Here is an 18,723-nt window from a genome sequence, read left to right as displayed (position 1 = left end):
TTGTGACGCTATCGATATATCACAAGTCATTGTTTAAATTAGCAAATTAAAGACAAGCAAAAACCGCCCGCGGAATATTTTCCGCAGACGACTTTCTCTCAAAAAATAATTAAAGGCCGAGTGCTTTTTTACCGGCGTTAATTACCTCAATGATTTTATCGGTGTCATAAATACAGCCTTTCCAGGTGCCGCCACTCACGGACTGTAATGCCGCCCACAGCCGGGTATCGTCCGGCAAAAAGTCGTGAGCGTGCAGATCCGGGTGCGTCTGCCGCCGCGCCAGCTCGCGCGCCCCCTCTTCCGGCGTCAGCGGGTTGTCCGCGGTACCGATGAAGTTCACGCTACCGGTCAGAGTCAGGCGGTCCACGGCAATCTCAATGATGTCGTTATCGCGCAGCTTACCAATCGGCCCTCCCGCCAGCGCCTCCGGCGATACGTGGCCGAAGCAGGCCCCCGTCGACACGCCCGAGAAGCGCGCATCGGTGATTAACGACACCGACTTGCCCCACGAGATGTGTTTGAGCGCGGAGGTGAGCTGGTAGGTCTCTTCCATGCCGGTGCCGGACGGCCCGCCGCCGATCACCACCATGATATCCCCCTGCTTAATCTCTTCCCGCTTGATGGCCTTGATCGCCTGCGCTTCCGAGACGAACACCCGCACCCGGCCTGTGTGGCGGTAAACGCCATCTTCCCCCACTACCGACGGGTCGATCGCCGTGGCCTTGATCACCGAACCTTCCGGCGCGATGTTGCCCGTCGGGAAGCAGACCGTCGAGGTCAGCCCTTTCGCTTTGGCCTTCTCCGGCGGCAGGATCACGTCATCCGGCTCCACGCCATCCTGCTCGCGCAGGCACTGGCGGAAGCGCTTACGGCGCTCGGACGCCTGCCACCAGTCGAGGTTCTCGCCCACTGTCTGGCCAGTGACGGTCATGGCGTCCAAGTGCAGCAGGCCGAGATCGCGCAGGTGGAGCATCACCTCCGGCACGCCGCCTGCGAGAAACGCGCGCACGGTCGGGTGGTAGTCCGGGCCGTTGGGCAGCACGCTCACCAGACGCGGCACCCTACGGTTAACCCGCGTCCAGTGCTCTACGTCCGGAATAGTGCAGCCCGCCGCGTGGGCGATGGCCGGAATGTGCAGCAGTAAGTTCGTGGAGCCGCCGAACGCCGCGTGGATCACCATCGCGTTTTCGATGGCTTTGTCGGTGAGGATATCGCGCGTGGTGATGCCGCGGTTATCCAGTTCACTGACCGCGCGTGCCGACTGGCGGGCGATCTCCAGCCACACCGCCTGCCCGGACGGGGCCAGTGCAGAGTGCGGCAGCGCCAGACCCAGCGCCTCCGCCACTACCTGCGAGGTGCCCGCCGTACCGAGGAACTGACACCCGCCGCCCGGCGACGCGCAGGCGCGACAGCCCAGCTCGGCGGCCTCCTGCAAGGAGAGCTCATGGTTGGCGAAGCGCGCGCCGATGGTCTGCACTTTGCCCGCATCTTCCCCCACGGTGGGCGGCAGCGTCGCCCCGCCCGGCACCAGAATGGTCGGCAGATCGTGCATGGAAGCCAGCGCAATCATGGTGGCGGGCAGCCCTTTATCGCAGGTTGCCACGCCGATCACCGCCCGGCGCGTCGGCAGGGAGCGGATCAGGCGGCGAAACACTATCGCCGCGTCGTTGCGGTACGGCAGGGAGTCGAACATGCCGTGCGTGCCCTGCGAGCGACCGTCGCACGGATCGCTGACGAAGGCGGCGAACGGGATCCCGCCGTTGCGGGTGATCTCCTTCGCCGCCGCCTGCATCTGCATGCCGATCTCCCAGTGCCCGGTGTGGTAGCCCAGCGCGACCGGGCGTCCGTCTCCGGCGCGGATGCCACCCTGGGTGCCGATGATCAGCACCTCTTTGCCGGTGAGCTTGTTGGCATCCCAGCCCATCCCGGCGTTCTGCGTCATACCGAACAGGTTGCCGCTGGGGGATTCCATCAGCATCTGCGGTGTCAGCGGCAGCGTGCCCTGCGGCCCCGCCGCGTGGGTGATCACCGCATAAAACGCATCGTCCTGTGGGGTGAAAATTTTCTCAATGGTCATCGTTATCGTCCGGCTCAGCAGAGTTTGAGCTGTTGTAACAGGGTTTTCAGCTGCGCCTTGCGCGACTCGTCCAGCGGCGAGGCTGGCGGCAGGACGTGCGTAGAAATCGGACGACCGCAGAGCACGATCGCCTCTTTAATGACGTTCACAAACGGCGTATCCAGCTGATACATCTGCGGGATTTGCAGCAGGGTCTGATGATACTCAGCCGCTTTCGCCACGTCGTTATCCCGCCAGGCTTTCAGAAGATTTACCGACACCTGTGGGGCAAAGTTGCCGCTGGCCGAGATCGCCCCGTCGCCGCCGAGCAGCAGGGTATTAAACAGATGATCGTCGTAGCCGCACAGCACCGTGAAATGAGGATGGGCGCCTTTAACGGTGTGGATCATGCTGCGCAGGTGGGCGACGGAGTCGATGGTGTCTTTGATGCCGACGATGTTACTGCGCGAGTCGGCGAGGGTTTTCACCAGCGCCGGGGTCAGATCCTGCCCGGTCAGCGCCGGGAAGTTATAGAGCATCACCGGCAGCGTGACGCTGTCGGCCACCTGCTCGAAGTAGCGGATCAGATTCGCTTCCGACACTTTCCAGTAGTAAGGGTTGATCACCACGATGCCGTCCGCGCCCGCCTGCTGCGCGTGCTGGCTCAGCTCAATGGTTTCCCGGGCGTTGGTGCCGCCGGTGCCGATCAGGACCGGCACACGACGATCGACATGATCGATCGCAAACCGGGCAATGGTTTTACGCTCTTCGGCGCTGAGCTGGGAGAACTCGCCGCCGCTGCCCAGGAAGAACAGGCCGTCGACGCCCGCAGCAATCAGATCGTCGATCAGCGCGGCGGTACCCGGTTTATCGAGCTGGCCATCGGCGGTAAAAATGGTGGAGACAGGGGGAATGATACCCGTGAACAACGCGGACTGCGGCATGAGATCTCCTTGCTGAATCATTTTGTTCTACATTATAGAACAGCGTTCATTAATTTAACGATCATACTATGACGCAGAAAAAGCGCAGGTAAATGGGAGATGAGGAGGGAGTGCGGGAAGTTTAAGCTGGATCACATTATGCGTGGGTGCGGTCTGGTTCCCTCACCCTAACCCTCTCCCAAGGGGAGAGGGAACTTTTACACCCTCTCCCCTTGGGAGAGGGCCGGGGTGAGGGGTTACTCTACCAGCATCTTCACCACAACCTTACGCACCTGCGCCGGCGCTCCCGCCGCGCACAGCGGCTTATGCACTTCGCCCGGCCAGAACACTACAAAATCCCCTTCGCTCAGCACCACGGTTTTCTCCTGCTCGCCTTCCGGCAGGAACGCGATGTCTTTGTCCGCCAGCCAGTCGGTGTCCGGCGTACCGTGCGGCAGGGTACTGAAGGTCATCCCTTCCTGACCTTTTAGCACAATCTGAATATCCAGATAGCGTGCATGGTATTCAGCGCGACGCTCGGCGAACGGCTGGGTCATGTCCTCCGAAACCAGATAAAACAGTCTGTTGCCGTTGATGTCGTGCTTACCGGTCGGCGTTGCGTCGGTGACGTGGGCCTTAACGTGCTCAATGGCCTGGCGCAGCTCTTCTGGCAACCAGGACTGGAGATGATGAATATTGCCAATAATCATGATACAACCCTCAGATTAAAACATTGTTTCATTTTTATGTTTTATACGAGGATTGCCTCTTCCATACCAGCCCTTTTTTGACAAGATTTGCGTCAGCGCATGTTTATCGGGAAATGTGTTAATCCACTGTTAATTGCACACAGGCATTTATGCAGTAGTTATGCATAACCTCATTTCATGCACTTTGCACACAGGATCTAACTCACTGAATTTAAAACATAACTCACAAAACCTGTTGGTGTATCACACTTTACCACTTTGGTTATTTCCTTTAAAAATCCATAATTATTTATTGATTTCTCTTAAGTGAAAAATAGTTAACTGTCATTATTGCATAGCTATTCCCTTGACAACATTTTATCCATTAAAATCAACAGCATAACTAAATATTTCAAAGCGTGTGATTCTACAAAATAATAACAACTTCAAATATTGCCACCCGTTCCTGCTTAGCTATTCATCCCTTAATAATATGAAATTAATCATTATCTGATACGAATCATGCAATTGAAAATAAACTGCTCAATATCGGTTTTCGCGTGAGCAATGTCACAATAACCATTATTTAAGCGCCTACTATAAATCACGAAATCAATTGAGCTTAGCCGCCATGAAATTAAACACATCACATGGCGCATGCCCTTTTTATTCTGAAAAAAAGTTAAAGGAATAATTATGGAAAAGCATTACGTCGGTTCTGAAATTGGTCAATTGCGTAGCGTTATGCTGCACCGTCCTAATTTAAGTCTGAAACGGTTAACTCCCTCAAACTGTCAGGAGCTGCTATTTGATGACGTGCTCTCGGTTGAACGGGCGGGTGAAGAGCATGACATCTTCGCAAACACGCTGCGCGAGCAGGGTGTGGAAGTCCTGCTGTTGACCGACCTTCTTACGCAAACGCTTGATATTGCTGAAGCAAAAGCCTGGCTTCTTGAAACACAAATCTCCGACTATCGCCTGGGACCAACCTTTGCCGCCGACGTGCGCGGCTGGCTGGCGGATATGCCGCACCGCGAACTGGCGCGCAGATTAAGCGGCGGATTAACCTACGGTGAAATTCCGGCGGCCATTAAAAATATGGTGGTCGATACCCACACGGCGAATGATTTTATTATGAAGCCGCTGCCGAACCACTTATTTACCCGCGATACCTCCTGCTGGATATATAACGGCGTCTCCATTAATCCGATGGCGAAACCCGCCCGCCAGCGTGAAACCAATAACCTGCGGGCAATATATCGCTGGCACCCCGCATTTGCCGACGGCGAGTTTATTAAGTATTTCGGCGACGAGAATATTAATTACGACCACGCCACATTAGAAGGCGGCGACGTATTAGTGATTGGTCGCGGGGCGGTACTGATCGGCATGTCCGAGCGCACGACGCCGCAGGGCGTGGAGTTCCTCGCCAACAGCCTGTTTAAACATCGCCAGGCCGAGCGCGTGATTGCCGTTGAGCTGCCGAAACACCGCTCCTGCATGCACCTCGACACCGTGATGACCCACATCGACGTGGACACCTTCTCCGTTTACCCGGAAGTGGTGCGCAAGGACGCCCAGTGCTGGACGCTCACCCCGGACGGACGCGGCGGCCTGCTGCGTACCCAGGAAACCGACCTGCTGCACGCCATCGAGAAAGCCCTCGGCATTAACCACGTCCGCCTGATCACCACCGGCGGCGACGCCTTTGAAGCCGAACGCGAGCAGTGGAACGACGCTAACAACGTCCTGACCATCCGCCCGGGCGTGGTGATCGGCTACGAGCGCAACGTCTGGACCAACGAGAAGTACGACAAAGCAGGCATCACCGTGCTGCCGATCCCGGGCGACGAGCTGGGACGCGGTCGCGGCGGCGCGCGCTGCATGAGCTGCCCACTGGAACGCGACGGAATTTAAAGGAGCCATCATGGAACGAAAACCCACTCTGGTTGTGGCCCTTGGCGGCAACGCGCTGCTCAAGCGCGGCGAGCCGCTGGAAGCGGACATCCAGCGCCAGAACATCGAGCAGGCCGCCCGCACCATCGCCGGCTTAACGGAACAGTGGCGCGTGGTGCTGGTGCACGGCAACGGCCCGCAGGTCGGACTGCTGGCGCTGCAAAACAGCGCCTACGACAAAGTCACTCCCTACCCGCTGGACGTTCTTGGCGCCGAAAGCCAGGGAATGATCGGCTACATGCTCCAGCAGGCGCTGAAAAACAATCTGCCCCAGCGCGAGGTCAGCGTCCTGCTCACGCAGGTGGAAGTGGACGCCGCCGACCCGGCGTTCAGCAACCCGACCAAGTACATCGGCCCGGTCTACAGCGAAGCCCAGGCTAAAGCGCTGGCCGCGGAAAAAGGCTGGGTGTTTAAGGCCGACGGCAGCTACCTCCGCCGCGTGGTGCCGTCGCCGCAGCCGAAGCGCATCGTCGAGAGCGACGCCATCACGGCGCTGATTCAGCGCGACCACCTGGTGATCTGCAACGGCGGCGGTGGCGTGCCGGTAGTGGAAAACGCCAACGGCTATCACGGGATCGAGGCGGTGATCGACAAAGACCTCTCCGCCGCCCTGCTGGCGCGCCAGATCGAGGCCGATGCCCTGCTGATCCTCACCGATGCCGACGCGGTGTACCTCGACTGGGGCAAGCCGACCCAGCGTCCGCTGGCGCAGGTGACGCCGGAGCTGCTCAGAGGCATGCAGTTCGACGCCGGATCGATGGGGCCGAAAGTGGCCGCCTGCCGCGAGTTTGTTGAGGCCTGCAACGGCATTGCCGGGATCGGCGCGCTGAATGACGGCGCGGAGATCCTGGCGGGCGAGAAAGGCACGTTGATTCGTAACTGAGTCGTTTTCCCCTCACCCTAACCCTCTCCCAAAGGGAGAGGGAATGTACGCCCCCTCTCCCTGCGGGAGAGGGCCGGGATGAGGGCATCAGACAGCTAAATTTTAAAAAGGATTTCCCCATGACCATTAACCTGAAAAACCGCAACTTCCTGAAACTGCTGGACTACACCCCGGCGGAGATCCAGTACCTGATCGATCTCGCCATCGAGCTGAAGGCCGCCAAAAAAGCCGGACGCGAAAAACAAACCCTGGTCGGGAAAAACATCGCCCTGATCTTTGAAAAAACCTCCACCCGCACCCGCTGCGCCTTCGAAGTGGGTGCGTTCGACCAGGGCGCGCAGGTCACCTACCTCGGCCCAAGCGGTTCGCAGATTGGCCACAAAGAGTCGATGAAGGACACCGCGCGCGTGCTGGGCCGCATGTATGACGGCATCGAGTATCGCGGCTACGGCCAGGCCATCGTTGAAGAGCTGGGCGAGTACGCGGGCGTGCCGGTGTGGAACGGCCTGACCGACGAGTTCCACCCCACCCAAATTCTGGCGGATCTGATGACCATGCTGGAGCACTCTCCGGGCAAAACCCTGCCGGAGCTGAGCTTTGCTTATCTCGGCGACGCGCGGAACAACATGGGTAATTCGCTAATGGTCGGCGCGGCCAAAATGGGGATGGATATCCGCCTTGTGGCGCCGAAATCCTTCTGGCCGGAGGCGGGCCTGGTTGAGCAGTGCCGCGCCATCGCCAAAGAGACCGGCGCGCGCATCACCCTCACCGACGACGTGGAGGAAGGCGTGCAGGGCACCGATTTCCTCTACACCGACGTGTGGGTTTCCATGGGTGAGCCGAAGGAGGCCTGGGCCGAGCGCGTCAGCCTGATGAAGCCGTATCAGATCAACGCGGACGTGATGAAGGCCACCGGTAACCCGAACGTCAAGTTCATGCACTGCCTGCCGGCGTTCCACAACGAGCACACCAAAGTGGGCCGCGAAATCGAAATGGCGTACGGCCTGAAGGGGCTGGAAGTGACGGAAGAGGTCTTCGAATCACCGAACTCCATCGTCTTCGACGAAGCAGAGAACCGCATGCACACCATTAAAGCGGTCATGGTGGCGACACTCGGCGACTAATCACCGCCCGGCGCGCCGCGGGGTGCGCCGGGTTCAGGAGAACATCATGGGCAAGTTCAAGTTTCCCTCCGCTTACACCATTCTCTTTTTTCTGATTGCCGTGGTTGCCGTGCTGACGTGGATTGTTCCGGCCGGGCAGTACCATATGGCAATGAACGAGGCGCTCGGTAAAGAAGTGCCGGTTGCTGGCACCTACGCGCACGTGGCAGCGCACCCGCAGGGGCTGGTTTCGGTGCTGATGGCGCCGATTGCCGGGCTGTACGATCCAGAATCCGGCCAGGCCGGGGCCATCGACGTGGCGCTGTTTATCCTTATCATCGGGGGATTCCTCGGGATCGTCACTAAAACCGGGGCGATAGACGCCGGGATCGAGCGCGTCACTACCCGACTACGCGGCCGCGAAGAGTGGATGATCCCGATCCTGATGGCGCTGTTTGCCGCAGGCGGCACGATTTACGGCATGGCAGAAGAGTCGCTGCCCTTCTATACCTTACTGGTGCCGGTGATGCTGGCGGCGCGGTTCGATCCGGTGGTTGCTGCGTCCACCGTGCTGCTCGGCGCGGGGATCGGCACCCTCGGCTCCACCATCAACCCGTTCGCCACGGTGATCGCCGCCAACGCCGCCGGGATCCCCTTCACCAACGGCATCATGTTGCGCATCGCGCTGCTGGTGATCGGCTGGATCATCTGCGTGGCGTGGGTAATGCGCTATGCCCGCAAGGTGCGCAAGGATCCGTCGCTGTCGATCGTGGCGGATAAGCAGGAAGAGAACCGCGCCCACTTCCTCGGCAACAAGGGCGAGCAGTCGCTGGAGTTTACCCCGGTGCGCAAACTCATCCTGGTGATCTACGCCCTCGCCTTCGCGGTGATGATCTACGGCGTGGCGGTGCTGGGCTGGTGGATGGCGGAGATCTCGGCGGTGTTCCTCGCCAGCGCGATTATCGTCGGGCTGATCGCCCGCATGAGCGAAGAGGAGCTGACCTCAACCTTTATCAACGGCGCGCGAGATTTGCTGGGCGTCGCGCTGATTATCGGCATCGCGCGCGGTATCGTAGTGATCATGGATAAGGGCATGATTACCCACACCATTTTGCACAGCGCCGAGGGAATAGTCACCGGATTGTCGACGGTGGCGTTCATCAACGTGATGTACTGGCTGGAAGTGGTGCTGTCGTTTCTTGTGCCTTCTTCGTCCGGCCTGGCCGTTCTGACGATGCCGATCATGGCGCCCCTTGCCGATTTCGCTAACGTCAACCGCGACCTGGTGGTTACGGCTTACCAGTCGGCGTCCGGCATCGTTAACCTGATCACTCCCACCTCTGCCGTCGTGATGGGCGGGCTGGCTATCGCCCGCGTGCCCTACGTGCGCTATCTGAAATGGGTCGCGCCGCTGCTGGGGATTTTAACGGTGGTGATTATGGTGGCGTTAAGCCTGGGCGCCCTGTTGTAATTTGCCGGATGGCGCTGCGCTTATCCGGCCTACGGATCGGTGCGGTGCCACCGGTTATTTCGGGAACTGATATGGGAACTATGATGGATTACGAAGAGTACTCTCCCAAAGAGCAACTACAGCTAACGGTCTGCCAGCGTCTGATCGCGGAAAAGAGCTATCTCTCCCAGGAGGAGATCCGCCGCGACTTACAGGAGCGGGGTTTTGAGACCATCAGCCAGTCCACCGTTTCACGTCTGCTCAAGTTGCTCGGTGTCATAAAAATTCGCAATGCCAAAGGGCTAAAGATTTATTCGCTGAATCCCCAGCTGCGCCCGGCCCCCGACGCGGCGCGTACCGTCTCTGAAATGGTGGTGAGCGTGGAGCACAACAGCGAATTTATCCTTATCCATACCGTCGCCGGATATGGCCGCGCGGTGGCGCGTATTCTGGATTATCACCAGTTACCGGAAATTTTAGGCGTGGTGGCCGGAAGCAGTATTGTCTGGGTCGCGCCCCGCGTGGTGAAGCGCACCGCGCTGGTGCATAAGCAAATTAATTATTTACTCAGAACGCATTAATATTCATAAAGAACCGTTTGCATTGAGTAAAGCGTGCATTAAATCGCTTGATCCCAAAAGCGAGCTGCGTATAATGCCCGACAATTTGCCGGGAGGAAGCATGGTCAAGCGTGTACGACATATCGTCTTACCGCGTCTGAAATCAGACGCTGGCCTGCCGTTTTTCTTCCCGTTGCTAAACCTATTCCCAGAGCCCCTCATTTGAGGGGCTTTTTTTTGCCCGGCGTCAGGAGATAAACATGAATCCGCTTTATCAAAAACACATCATTTCCATAAACGACCTCAGCCGCGAAGAGCTGGAACTGGTTCTGGAAACCGCGGCAAAACTGAAGGCCAATCCGCAACCGGAGCTGCTGAAGCACAAGGTGATTGCGAGCTGCTTCTTCGAGGCCTCCACCCGCACCCGCCTCTCCTTCGAAACCTCCATGCACCGCCTGGGCGCGAGCGTGGTGGGCTTCTCGGACAGCAGCAACACGTCGCTGGGCAAAAAAGGCGAGACCCTGGCGGATACCATTTCGGTTATCAGTACCTACGTGGACGCGATTGTGATGCGCCACCCGCAGGAGGGCGCGGCGCGTCTGGCGACCGAGTTTTCCGGCGGCATTCCGGTGCTGAACGCCGGTGACGGTGCCAACCAGCACCCGACGCAGACCCTGCTGGATCTGTTCACCATTCAGGAGACGCAGGGCACGCTTGAGAACCTGAACATCGCCATGGTCGGCGACCTGAAATATGGCCGCACCGTCCACTCCCTGACCCAGGCGCTGGCGAAATTTAACGGCAACCGCTTCTTCTTCATCGCGCCGGACGCGCTGGCGATGCCGCAGTACATTCTCGATATGCTGGACGAAAAAGGCATCGCGTGGAGCCTGCACGCCAGCATAGAAGAAGTGATGGACAACGTGGATATTCTCTACATGACCCGCGTGCAGAAAGAGCGTCTGGATCCGTCCGAATACGCCAACGTGAAGGCGCAGTTCGTGCTGCGCGCCAGCGACCTCGAGGGCGCACGTGACAATATGAAGGTGCTGCACCCGCTGCCGCGCATCGATGAGATCACCACAGACGTGGATAAAACGCCGCACGCCTGGTACTTCCAGCAGGCCGGAAACGGCATCTTCGCCCGCCAGGCGTTACTGGCACTGGTTCTGAATCGCGAATTGGCACTGTAAGGGGAAACGACAATGACACACGATAACAAACTCCAGGTTGAAGCCATCAAGCGTGGCACCGTGATTGACCACATCCCTGCGCAGGTGGGCTTTAAGCTGCTGACGCTGTTCAAACTGACCGAAACCGACCAGCGCATCACCATCGGCCTGAACCTGCCGTCAGGCGAGATGGGCCGCAAGGATCTGATCAAAATCGAGAACACCTTCCTGACCGACGAGCAGGTCAACCAACTGTCGCTGTACGCGCCGGACGCCACCGTTAACCGCATCGACGATTACGACGTGGTGGGCAAATCCCGCCCTAGCCTGCCGGAGCGTATTGAAAGCGTGCTGGTCTGCCCGAACAGCAACTGCATCAGCCACGCTGAGCCGGTTTCCTCCAGTTTTGCAGTGAAAAAGCGCGCCAATGATATCGCGCTCAAATGCAAATACTGCGAAAAAGAGTTTTCTCATTATGTGGTGCTGGCCAACTAATTGAGGTTGGTAATGAAATCCCGGCTGTTATAATGGCCGGGAACATTCTTAACGCTGTAATTCTGGAGAAAACATGAGCAAAGTACTCGCGACGGAAAATGCACCTGCGGCTATCGGCCCCTACGTTCAGGGCGTTGATCTGGGCAGCATGATCATCACTTCAGGTCAGATCCCGGTGAACCCGAAAACTGGTGAAGTGCCAGCAGACGTGGCGGCACAGGCGCGTCAGTCGCTGGAAAACGTGCAGGCTATCGTCGAATCTGCCGGTCTGAAAGTGGGCGATATCGTCAAAACCACCGTGTTCGTGAAAGATCTGAACGATTTCGCCACCGTTAACGCCACTTATGAAGCGTTCTTCACCGAGCACAACGCCACCTTCCCGGCGCGCTCCTGTGTGGAAGTGGCGCGTCTGCCAAAAGACGTAAAAATTGAAATCGAAGCGATTGCCGTACGTCGCTAATTTATTTCAATAAAGAGAAGGCAGCTCAGGCTGCCTTTTTTATTGCGACCATTTTTACTCTCTCCAGGCAATGACGCATCCCCACTCCATTAATAGACTGACGCTGCCTTGTTATATTCTAATTAATGGATGAAGAATGAAACTCTCTAAGATCGCGCTGGCCGTTGCCACATTAGCGGTTGCGTCTTCCGCACTTGCACACGGATATATAGAATCCCCCGCCAGCCGCGCTTATATGTGTAAGCTCGGCCAGAATATTGACTGTGGCTCTGTACAATATGAACCGCAGAGTGTAGAAAAGACCTCCGGCTTCCCGACGGGCGCAATGCCGCCTGACGGCCAGCTTGCCAGCGCCGGTATTGCCAGCTACTCCCAGCTTGATAAGCAGAGCCTGAACGCCTGGACTAAAAGCCCCATGACGGCAGGCCCGCATGAATTTGTCTGGCACCATACCGCGCCGCATAAAACCACCAACTGGCGTTATTACATTACCAAACAAAACTGGGACCCCAATAAACCGCTGACCCGTGACCAGTTCGAATTAACGCCGTTCTGTACTATTAACGGGAATGGTCAGGCACCGTCCATGACAAAATCCATGACCTGTAATGTCCCGGAACGTACGGGCTACCAGGTTATTTATGGCGTGTGGGAAATCGCGGATACCACAAACAGTTTCTATCAGGCCATTGACGTTGATTTCGGTAACGGCGGCAACGTCACGCCGGACGATACCCCAGCGGTAATATCCCAGTGGAGTAAAACCCTGAGCGGACAGATTGCCGGGAATAACCTGAACGTGGGCGATAAAGTGATTGCACGCTTCTTCGACGCCAACGGGGAAGTTGCCGCCCTGCGTACTGAAATGACCATCGGCTCTTCAGAACAAGGCGACGCTAACCACTGGTCCTACGATCTGGCGCAGAAGATCAACACCACTCATAGCGATGTCCGCGTCGGTGTGAAAGATGAAGCCGGTGAAATCAGCCCGATTCACGGCGCCAACAGCGTATTCGTGAAAGACGGCAGCACGCTGAGATCCGTTGCCATCTCTTATGAAGAGCAAAAAGCGCAGGTGAGCGAGACCATCACCGTTTCCGATCTGCAATACAGCAAAATCGAACATGGCAATGTGATTGTGACCTTCCATGTAAACACGCAGGGTGACGTTAATTTTGAAGCGCACGTGATGAACCACCACGGTGCCGAAAAAGGTTACCTGAAGCAGGATATGAATAACGTCAATCAAAACGTGACCATGACGCTGACTGACGTCACGGCGGGCCACCATATGCTGAAATACTACGCCACCAACAAAGACGGCACCCTGTTCGCGCAGGACGTGCTAAACCTGATGCTGGAAAGCGACGCGGCGGACAGCAGCGGCCCGCATGACTTTATCTTCCCGGACAGCATTGCCTCCTACAAAGCGGGCACCGTGGTGTTACAGCCTAAAAACGGTAAGACCTACGAGTGTAAACCGTTCCCGTATAGCGGCTACTGCGTGCAGTACAGTCCAACCGCAAACCAGTTTGAGCCGGGCGTGGGCGCGCACTGGAAAGAGGCGTGGGTGCTGAAGAACTGAGTTGCCTTCACGCCCGGCGGCACTTCGTTTGCCGGGCCTACACGTCACGTAGGCCCGGTAAGCGTAGCGCCACCGGGCGCATTTGTTACTGATTCCGCGTCGCCCTAAGCAGCGTCTCCAGCGGATATACCGCCGCAATCACCACCTCGTCCTGAACCTTCGCTGCGTTATCCAGTTCGCTCTGAATCGACGCGATCTCGTTGTCGTCCAGCGTGCCCTGGCGCGCCACCAGATCCGTCAGCCTCAGGCCAATCGAGGCCAGCTTATCCACCTCCTGAATCACCGGCTTGATCGCCTTCAGCTGATAGCTGTTTTCGCTTAGCGCCAGCGCATCGCTGGTGTTGTTCTGCCAGCGGTTAAAGACGTGGCGCAGCGCGTCGGCGCTTTCCGTGTCCTCCGCGTCGCTCACCAGACGGTCCGCCCATTTATTCATCTGACGCACGGTGGCGCTTTCCGCGTTTAGCGCGTCAGCGAGCCGGTTGAGCGGCTCAAACTGATGATAGTTTCCGGCCTGGAACTTAAGATGCTGGCGGGTGTAATACTGCGCCGGTTCAAGCGCCTGGGCGAGAATTTGCAGCGGAAGGGTATCCGCATTGTTGGCGAGGCGCGTGAACTGCACCTGCTGCTGGGTATGCTGCTGTAGTCCAGCCGACACCGTGGACCAACTGTCCATCGCCTGGAGCCGGGTATACATGTTGTCGATGTCGTTGACGTCCTTTGCCGACCATAGCCGCTCCGCCACCGCAAAGGCGCGCGGCCACAGACGGATATCCAGCACCGGCGCGACCACGTTTTCCGCCCACAGCGCGGCTTCACCGCCGAGCAGATTGGCCTCGTTCGCCGGGTCCGGCACCACCGGCGGTATGCCTTTTGGCACCGCGTCCAGACGCGTGCCGTCGATCGGGTAGCGGGCGTTACCCACCAGGAAATAACCGCTGAGCTTATCGTTCTCAACGGAAACGACCGGACGCGTTTCACCCATCCAGGTATCAACGGTAAACGTTACCTGGTTGTCGTCCCGCCACTGAATGTTCTCCACCGCCCGACGCGATTTCCCGGCAAAATCAATGAATCCACGCCACCCGGCATCGCCTTTCACCAGCGTAAAGCTGCCTTCCACCGGCTTGCCTTTCAGACGCGGCATGGAGAAAGCCCAGCTCTGGACGCTGTCGGTGTCCGCTATCACATCCACGCCGTTCAGCCCCTGCGGCACAATTTCATTGCGGTAGTGGTAGGCGGTGGATTGCGGCTGATCGAGGTAGAAACCGGTTGAGAGAATGCCCTTATAACCGTTCTGCGCCACCTGCCCCAGCGCGTCCTGTCCCTGCCAGGACTGGATCAGAATGCTTTTCGGCAGATCGGGATGGTAGATCTCATCCCAGCCAACCATCTGCCGGTGGTGCTTCTCAAGGATCGTCTCCAGCTTGCGGTTGAAATACGCCTGCAACGCGTGGCTGTCCGCCAGTTTGTTGTCGCGCATAAACGTCTGGATCGCAGCGTTCGCTTTCCACTGGCTGTCGTCAACCTCATCGCCGCCAATATGCAGATACGGATCCGGGAAGATCGCCGCCAGTTCGCTGACCATCGCGTCGGCAAAGGTATAAGTTGCCTCTTTGGTTGGATCCAGCACCGGCTTCAGCACGCCCCAGTGGCGCTCCATGGCGTACGGCCCCGGCGCGCTCATCAGCTCCGGGTAGGCGACGGCAATCGCCGAGGCGTGGCCCGGCATATCAATTTCCGGCACCACGCGTATGCCGCGCTCGACAGCGTAACGCACAATCTCGCGCATCTGCTCCGGGGTGTAGAACAGCCCATCGCTGGCAAGCTGGGTTAATTTTGGATAACGCTTTGAGCTGAAGCGCCAGCCCTGATCGTCGGTTAAGTGCCAGTGCAGAACGTTGAGTTTTGCCGCGGCCATGCCGTCGATCTGGCGTTTAATATCCGGAATCGGGAGGAAGTGGCGCGCCGAATCGAGCAGCAGCCCGCGCCACGGGAAGCGCGGCGAATCTTCAATGGTTACCCACGGGATCGAGGTGTTTTCGGCGCCGTTCTGCATCAGCTGAAGCAAGGTTTCCATGGCGCGCAGCGCGCCGAAGCGGGTGTTGGCGGAGATATTTACGCCGTTGGCGTCCACCGTGAGTTTATAGCTCTCATCGCTGTCCGGCAGCGGCTGCGGCTTCACCTTTTTGGCGATGGCGATGCGGATGGTCGGCTTGTCAGGTTTTTCGGCCTGCGGCTGTAGCGTCCAGCCGGTTTGCAGCGCAATACGCTGGCGCAGGCGGTTGACCGCATCCCCCAGATCGTCGCCGCTGACGCTCACAGAGAGTTGATTGTTAAGCACCAGCGCGCCCTGAGTGGTCGGACGTTCAACCTTCGCAGGCCAGGGCATTAAGGGAAGGTCACCTGCCGGGGCGGCAAAGGCGGAGGCGCCGAGCATGAGCCCGGCGGTTAAGAGGCTGTACCGTAACATGAATGTTCCTTATCTGACGGGCCAAATACAGGCAAAACATTCTGTTAACATGCGCTCAAATTGTCGTCAAGCGAATGCGCCGACGGAGATCACAGGTTGTTGAATTTGGGAGGAAAGCCAGCTGCCGGGTGGCGGCTTCGCCTTACCCGGCCTACGTTCGGATCGTAGGCCCGGTAAGCGCAGCGCCACCGGGCTTGCCGTTACTGCCATCCATACCGGCGCGCATAGAACCCTTTCACCATCTGCGTCAGCACCATGTAGCCCGCGAGGATCGCCACCAGCCACGGGAAGTAGCTCAGCGGCAGCGCCTGAAGTTGCAGGTAGCTTGCCAGCGGCGAGAACGGCAGCGCGATCCCGAGCGCCATCACAATCCCCGTCATCACAATCAGCGGCCACGCGGCACGGCTCTGGATAAACGGAATGCGACGGGTGCGGATCATGTGCACAATCAGCGTCTGAGACAGCAGTCCCACCACGAACCAGCCGGACTGGAACAGCGTCTGGTGTTCTGGCGTATTCGCATGGAACACAAACCACATCAGGCAGAAGGTCAGAATGTCGAAGATAGAGCTGATCGGCCCAAAGAACAGCATAAAGCGCCCCAGATCGGCGGGGTTCCAGCGCTGCGGCTTCTGGATCTGCTCGTCGTCCACGTTATCAAACGGGATCGCCACCTGAGAGACATCGTACATCAGGTTCTGGATCAGCAGATGCAGCGGCAGCATCGGCAGGAACGGCAGAAACGCGCTCGCCACCAGCACGCTGAAGACGTTGCCGAAGTTGGAGCTGGCGGTCATTTTGATGTATTTGAGCATATTGGCGAAGGTGCGACGCCCTTCGATGACGCCCTCTTCCAGCACCATCAGGCTCTTTTCCAGCAGAATGATATCCGCCGCTTCACGGGCAATATCCACCGCGCCGTCCACGGAGATACCGATATCCGCCGCACGCAGGGCTGGCGCATCATTGATGCCGTCGCCCATAAAGCCTACTACGTGCCCTTCGCGACGCAGCAGAGTGACGATGCGCTCTTTATGCATCGGCGTCAGGCGGGCAAACAGCGTGGTGCGTTGGGCAAGCTCGGCCAGCTCATCGTCGGACAGGTGCTCAATGTCGCTCCCCACGACGACGTCACCCGCGTCCAGGCCCACTTCGTGGCACACTTTGGCCGCCACCAGCTCGCTGTCGCCGGTCAGGATTTTGACGGTGATCCCGCTCGCTTTCAGCGCTTTCAGCGCGGGCGCGGTGGTCTCTTTCGGCGGATCGAGGAATGCGATGTAACCTTCGAGGATCAAATCGGATTCATCGATACGCTGGTAGTCCCCTTCCCGCGCGGGCAGGAACTTGCTGGCTACCGCCACCACGCGCAGCCCCTGACGGTTCAGGTTATCGGTGACGCGTTTGATGCGGCGCAGCATGGTCTCATCCAACGGCACGATCTCGCCGTTATGGCGCACCTGCGTGGAAACATTCAGGATCTCCTGCAATGCCCCTTTGCAGATCAGCTGATGTACGTCCGCCTGCTCGCTGACCACCACCGACATGCGGCGGCGCTCGAAGTCGAACGGGATTTCATCCACCTTCTGCCAGCGACCGGAGAGCGTGCGGGCAGACTCCTCGTCCACCCCTTCCAGCACCGCCACGTCGAGCAGGTTTTTCAGCCCGGTCTGATAGTGGCTGTTCAGCCAGGCGCTGTGGAGCACGCGCTCGCTGGTTTTTCCGGCGATGTCGGTGTGGTTCTCCAGCACGATTTTGTCCTGCGTCAGGGTGCCGGTTTTATCGGTGCAAAGGATGTCCATCGCGCCAAAGTTCTGGATGGCGTCGAGGTGTTTAACGATCACCTTTTGTTTAGAGAGTTTGACCGCCCCGCGCGCCAGCGTGGACGTGACAATCATCGGCAGCATTTCCGGCGTTAAGCCAACGGCCACGGAGAGCGCGAACAGCGCCGCTTCCCACCAGTCGCCTTTGGTGTAGCCGTTGATCAGCAGGACAATCGGCGTCATGACCATCATAAAGCGGATCAGCAGCATGCTGACGCGGCCAATACCTTTCTGGAACGCATTCGGCTCGCTCTCCTGCTCGCTGACGCGTCCGGCAAGCTGTCCAAACCAGGTATTGCCGCCGGTGGCGGTGACAATCGCCTGCGCGGTGCCGCTGACCACCGTGGTGCCCATAAAGCACAGGGTGTCGCACTCCAGCGGGTTCATCTGCTGCGGATCGCGGGTCCGCGCTACCTTCTCTACGGGCAGGGACTCACCGGTGAGTGACGCCTGCGCGACGAACAGATCCCGCGCCTGGATGACGCGTAAATCCGCCGGGATCATGTCCCCCGCCGCCAGCTTCACCAGATCGCCCGGCACCAGCTGGTCAATGGGAAGCTCAATCCAGGCGTTCTCGCCGAGGTCGTTAATCACGCGCGACACGGTGGCGGTGTTGCTGACCATCGCTTTCAGGGCGTCCGCCGCTTTGGTGGAGCGCGCTTCCTGAATAAAGTTCAGCAGCGTGGAGATCCCCACCATCAGGGCAATCACGCCTGCGGCAAACAGATCTTCAGTGGCGTAAGAGATAATCCCGAGCACCGTCAACAGCAGGTTGAACGGATTGCGGTAGCAGAGCCACAGGTGGACCCACCAGGGAGAGGGTTTCTGCGCCGGGATCTGGTTATCGCCATGTTCCGCGCGGATTTTTGACACTTCTTGCGCGTTCAGCCCTTCCGGGTGGCCGCCAAAGGCGCGCCAGACTTCGTTTTCATCCATCGCCGCCACGTTCAGGCAGCGCTCGGTCAGGGAAGCGGGGATTGCCGCTCCCGCCATGGTGTTGGCATTTGGCAGCGGATCGCGCGCAATCAGGCGATGTGGCAGGTGACGGCTCAGCAGCGCTTGCAGCTGCCGGGTGATATTCTTCAGCATAGTCATTCCCCC

Annotated in this window: 15 protein-coding genes and 1 pseudogene; 10 read left to right on the top strand and 6 right to left on the bottom strand. The window is 58.5% G+C overall.

Going from position 1 to position 18,723, the window contains the following annotated elements; translation table 11 throughout:
- Nucleotides 1-109: 109 nt before the first annotated feature.
- From yagF to FZF21_RS02610, 3 genes are all read right to left on the bottom strand, one after another.
- Entirely contained in the window at nt 110-2,077 is a 1,968-nt protein-coding gene (gene yagF, locus FZF21_RS02620; RefSeq protein ID WP_149121099.1) for a xylonate dehydratase YagF, read from the bottom strand.
- Between the two features lie 14 nt (nt 2,078-2,091).
- Nucleotides 2,092-3,000 (bottom strand): 2-keto-3-deoxygluconate aldolase, encoded by a 909-nt coding sequence (gene yagE, locus FZF21_RS02615; RefSeq protein ID WP_149121100.1) that lies wholly within the window; start codon nt 2,998-3,000, stop codon nt 2,092-2,094.
- 236 nt (nt 3,001-3,236) lie between these two features.
- On the bottom strand, nt 3,237-3,689 hold the full coding sequence (locus FZF21_RS02610; protein WP_047740990.1) for a YhcH/YjgK/YiaL family protein: 453 nt from the start codon (nt 3,687-3,689) through the stop codon (nt 3,237-3,239).
- Between the two features lie 675 nt (nt 3,690-4,364).
- Between FZF21_RS02610 and arcA the strand changes: the two genes are divergently transcribed.
- The 5 genes from arcA to FZF21_RS02585 all read left to right on the top strand — a co-directional run bounded on the left by arcA (nt 4,365) and on the right by FZF21_RS02585 (nt 9,641).
- Nucleotides 4,365-5,585 carry an arginine deiminase gene (gene arcA, locus FZF21_RS02605; protein ID WP_015572525.1) on the top strand — a complete coding sequence of 407 codons (1,221 nt, stop codon included), beginning with the start codon at nt 4,365-4,367 and terminating at the stop codon, nt 5,583-5,585.
- A gap of 10 nt (nt 5,586-5,595) precedes the next feature.
- Nucleotides 5,596-6,507: a carbamate kinase gene (gene arcC, locus FZF21_RS02600; RefSeq protein WP_149121101.1), complete on the top strand. Its 912-nt coding sequence runs from the start codon at nt 5,596-5,598 to the stop codon at nt 6,505-6,507.
- A 119-nt stretch (nt 6,508-6,626) separates the two neighbouring features.
- Nucleotides 6,627-7,631, top strand: a complete 1,005-nt coding sequence (argF, locus tag FZF21_RS02595) for an ornithine carbamoyltransferase (protein ID WP_003863360.1) — start codon at nt 6,627-6,629, stop codon at nt 7,629-7,631.
- Nucleotides 7,632-7,677: 46 nt separating this feature from the next.
- Complete coding sequence (locus FZF21_RS02590; protein ID WP_149121102.1) at nt 7,678-9,081, top strand: YfcC family protein; 1,404 nt, start codon at nt 7,678-7,680, stop codon at nt 9,079-9,081.
- Between the two features lie 80 nt (nt 9,082-9,161).
- The gene (locus FZF21_RS02585; protein WP_003863366.1) at nt 9,162-9,641 is read left to right on the top strand and encodes an ArgR family transcriptional regulator; all 480 of its coding nucleotides are present in this window, start codon (nt 9,162-9,164) and stop codon (nt 9,639-9,641) included.
- Here the strand turns inward: FZF21_RS02585 and FZF21_RS02580 are convergent.
- Nucleotides 9,638-9,762, bottom strand: a pseudogene (locus tag FZF21_RS02580) (hypothetical protein). The gene FZF21_RS02585 and the pseudogene FZF21_RS02580 overlap by 4 nt on opposite strands.
- Here FZF21_RS02580 and FZF21_RS02575 point away from each other — a divergent pair.
- From FZF21_RS02575 to gbpA, 5 genes are all read left to right on the top strand, one after another.
- The gene (locus FZF21_RS02575) at nt 9,742-9,846 is read left to right on the top strand and encodes a pyrBI operon leader peptide (protein ID WP_071524139.1); all 105 of its coding nucleotides are present in this window, start codon (nt 9,742-9,744) and stop codon (nt 9,844-9,846) included. The pseudogene FZF21_RS02580 and the gene FZF21_RS02575 sit on opposite strands and share 21 nt — an antisense overlap.
- A gap of 34 nt (nt 9,847-9,880) precedes the next feature.
- Nucleotides 9,881-10,813: an aspartate carbamoyltransferase gene (gene pyrB, locus FZF21_RS02570; RefSeq protein ID WP_047364811.1), complete on the top strand. Its 933-nt coding sequence runs from the start codon at nt 9,881-9,883 to the stop codon at nt 10,811-10,813.
- A 12-nt stretch (nt 10,814-10,825) separates the two neighbouring features.
- Complete coding sequence (pyrI, locus tag FZF21_RS02565; RefSeq protein WP_010427352.1) at nt 10,826-11,287, top strand: aspartate carbamoyltransferase regulatory subunit; 462 nt, start codon at nt 10,826-10,828, stop codon at nt 11,285-11,287.
- Between the two features lie 73 nt (nt 11,288-11,360).
- The gene (gene ridA / locus FZF21_RS02560; protein WP_003863373.1) at nt 11,361-11,747 is read left to right on the top strand and encodes a 2-iminobutanoate/2-iminopropanoate deaminase; all 387 of its coding nucleotides are present in this window, start codon (nt 11,361-11,363) and stop codon (nt 11,745-11,747) included.
- A gap of 136 nt (nt 11,748-11,883) precedes the next feature.
- On the top strand, nt 11,884-13,332 hold the full coding sequence (gbpA, locus tag FZF21_RS02555; RefSeq protein ID WP_149121103.1) for an N-acetylglucosamine-binding protein GbpA: 1,449 nt from the start codon (nt 11,884-11,886) through the stop codon (nt 13,330-13,332).
- Between the two features lie 85 nt (nt 13,333-13,417).
- On the opposite strand, the gene FZF21_RS02550 is transcribed toward gbpA, so the two are convergent.
- Complete coding sequence (locus FZF21_RS02550) at nt 13,418-15,802, bottom strand: family 20 glycosylhydrolase (protein WP_149121104.1); 2,385 nt, start codon at nt 15,800-15,802, stop codon at nt 13,418-13,420.
- Between the two features lie 200 nt (nt 15,803-16,002).
- Entirely contained in the window at nt 16,003-18,711 is a 2,709-nt protein-coding gene (gene mgtA, locus FZF21_RS02545; RefSeq protein WP_020480537.1) for a magnesium-translocating P-type ATPase, read from the bottom strand.
- Nucleotides 18,712-18,723 lie beyond the last annotated feature (12 nt).

This window comes from Enterobacter sp. LU1, from assembly GCF_008271405.2.
GTDB lineage: Bacteria > Pseudomonadota > Gammaproteobacteria > Enterobacterales > Enterobacteriaceae > Enterobacter > Enterobacter hormaechei_C.
This window is presented reverse-complemented; position numbering and strand designations above follow the sequence as displayed.

Bases quoted from the DNA above. Each gene is read 5' to 3' on its own strand.
- yagF (WP_149121099.1), bottom strand. From the start codon at position 2,077: ATGACCATTGAGAAAATTTTCACCCCACAGGACGATGCGTTTTATGCG.
- yagE (WP_149121100.1), bottom strand. From the start codon at position 3,000: ATGCCGCAGTCCGCGTTGTTCACGGGTATCATTCCCCCTGTCTCCACC.
- FZF21_RS02610 (WP_047740990.1), bottom strand. From the start codon at position 3,689: ATGATTATTGGCAATATTCATCATCTCCAGTCCTGGTTGCCAGAAGAG.
- arcA (WP_015572525.1), top strand. From the start codon at position 4,365: ATGGAAAAGCATTACGTCGGTTCTGAAATTGGTCAATTGCGTAGCGTT.
- arcC (WP_149121101.1), top strand. From the start codon at position 5,596: ATGGAACGAAAACCCACTCTGGTTGTGGCCCTTGGCGGCAACGCGCTG.
- argF (WP_003863360.1), top strand. From the start codon at position 6,627: ATGACCATTAACCTGAAAAACCGCAACTTCCTGAAACTGCTGGACTAC.
- FZF21_RS02590 (WP_149121102.1), top strand. From the start codon at position 7,678: ATGGGCAAGTTCAAGTTTCCCTCCGCTTACACCATTCTCTTTTTTCTG.
- FZF21_RS02585 (WP_003863366.1), top strand. From the start codon at position 9,162: ATGATGGATTACGAAGAGTACTCTCCCAAAGAGCAACTACAGCTAACG.
- FZF21_RS02575 (WP_071524139.1), top strand. From the start codon at position 9,742: ATGGTCAAGCGTGTACGACATATCGTCTTACCGCGTCTGAAATCAGAC.
- pyrB (WP_047364811.1), top strand. From the start codon at position 9,881: ATGAATCCGCTTTATCAAAAACACATCATTTCCATAAACGACCTCAGC.
- pyrI (WP_010427352.1), top strand. From the start codon at position 10,826: ATGACACACGATAACAAACTCCAGGTTGAAGCCATCAAGCGTGGCACC.
- ridA (WP_003863373.1), top strand. From the start codon at position 11,361: ATGAGCAAAGTACTCGCGACGGAAAATGCACCTGCGGCTATCGGCCCC.
- gbpA (WP_149121103.1), top strand. From the start codon at position 11,884: ATGAAACTCTCTAAGATCGCGCTGGCCGTTGCCACATTAGCGGTTGCG.
- FZF21_RS02550 (WP_149121104.1), bottom strand. From the start codon at position 15,802: ATGTTACGGTACAGCCTCTTAACCGCCGGGCTCATGCTCGGCGCCTCC.
- mgtA (WP_020480537.1), bottom strand. From the start codon at position 18,711: ATGCTGAAGAATATCACCCGGCAGCTGCAAGCGCTGCTGAGCCGTCAC.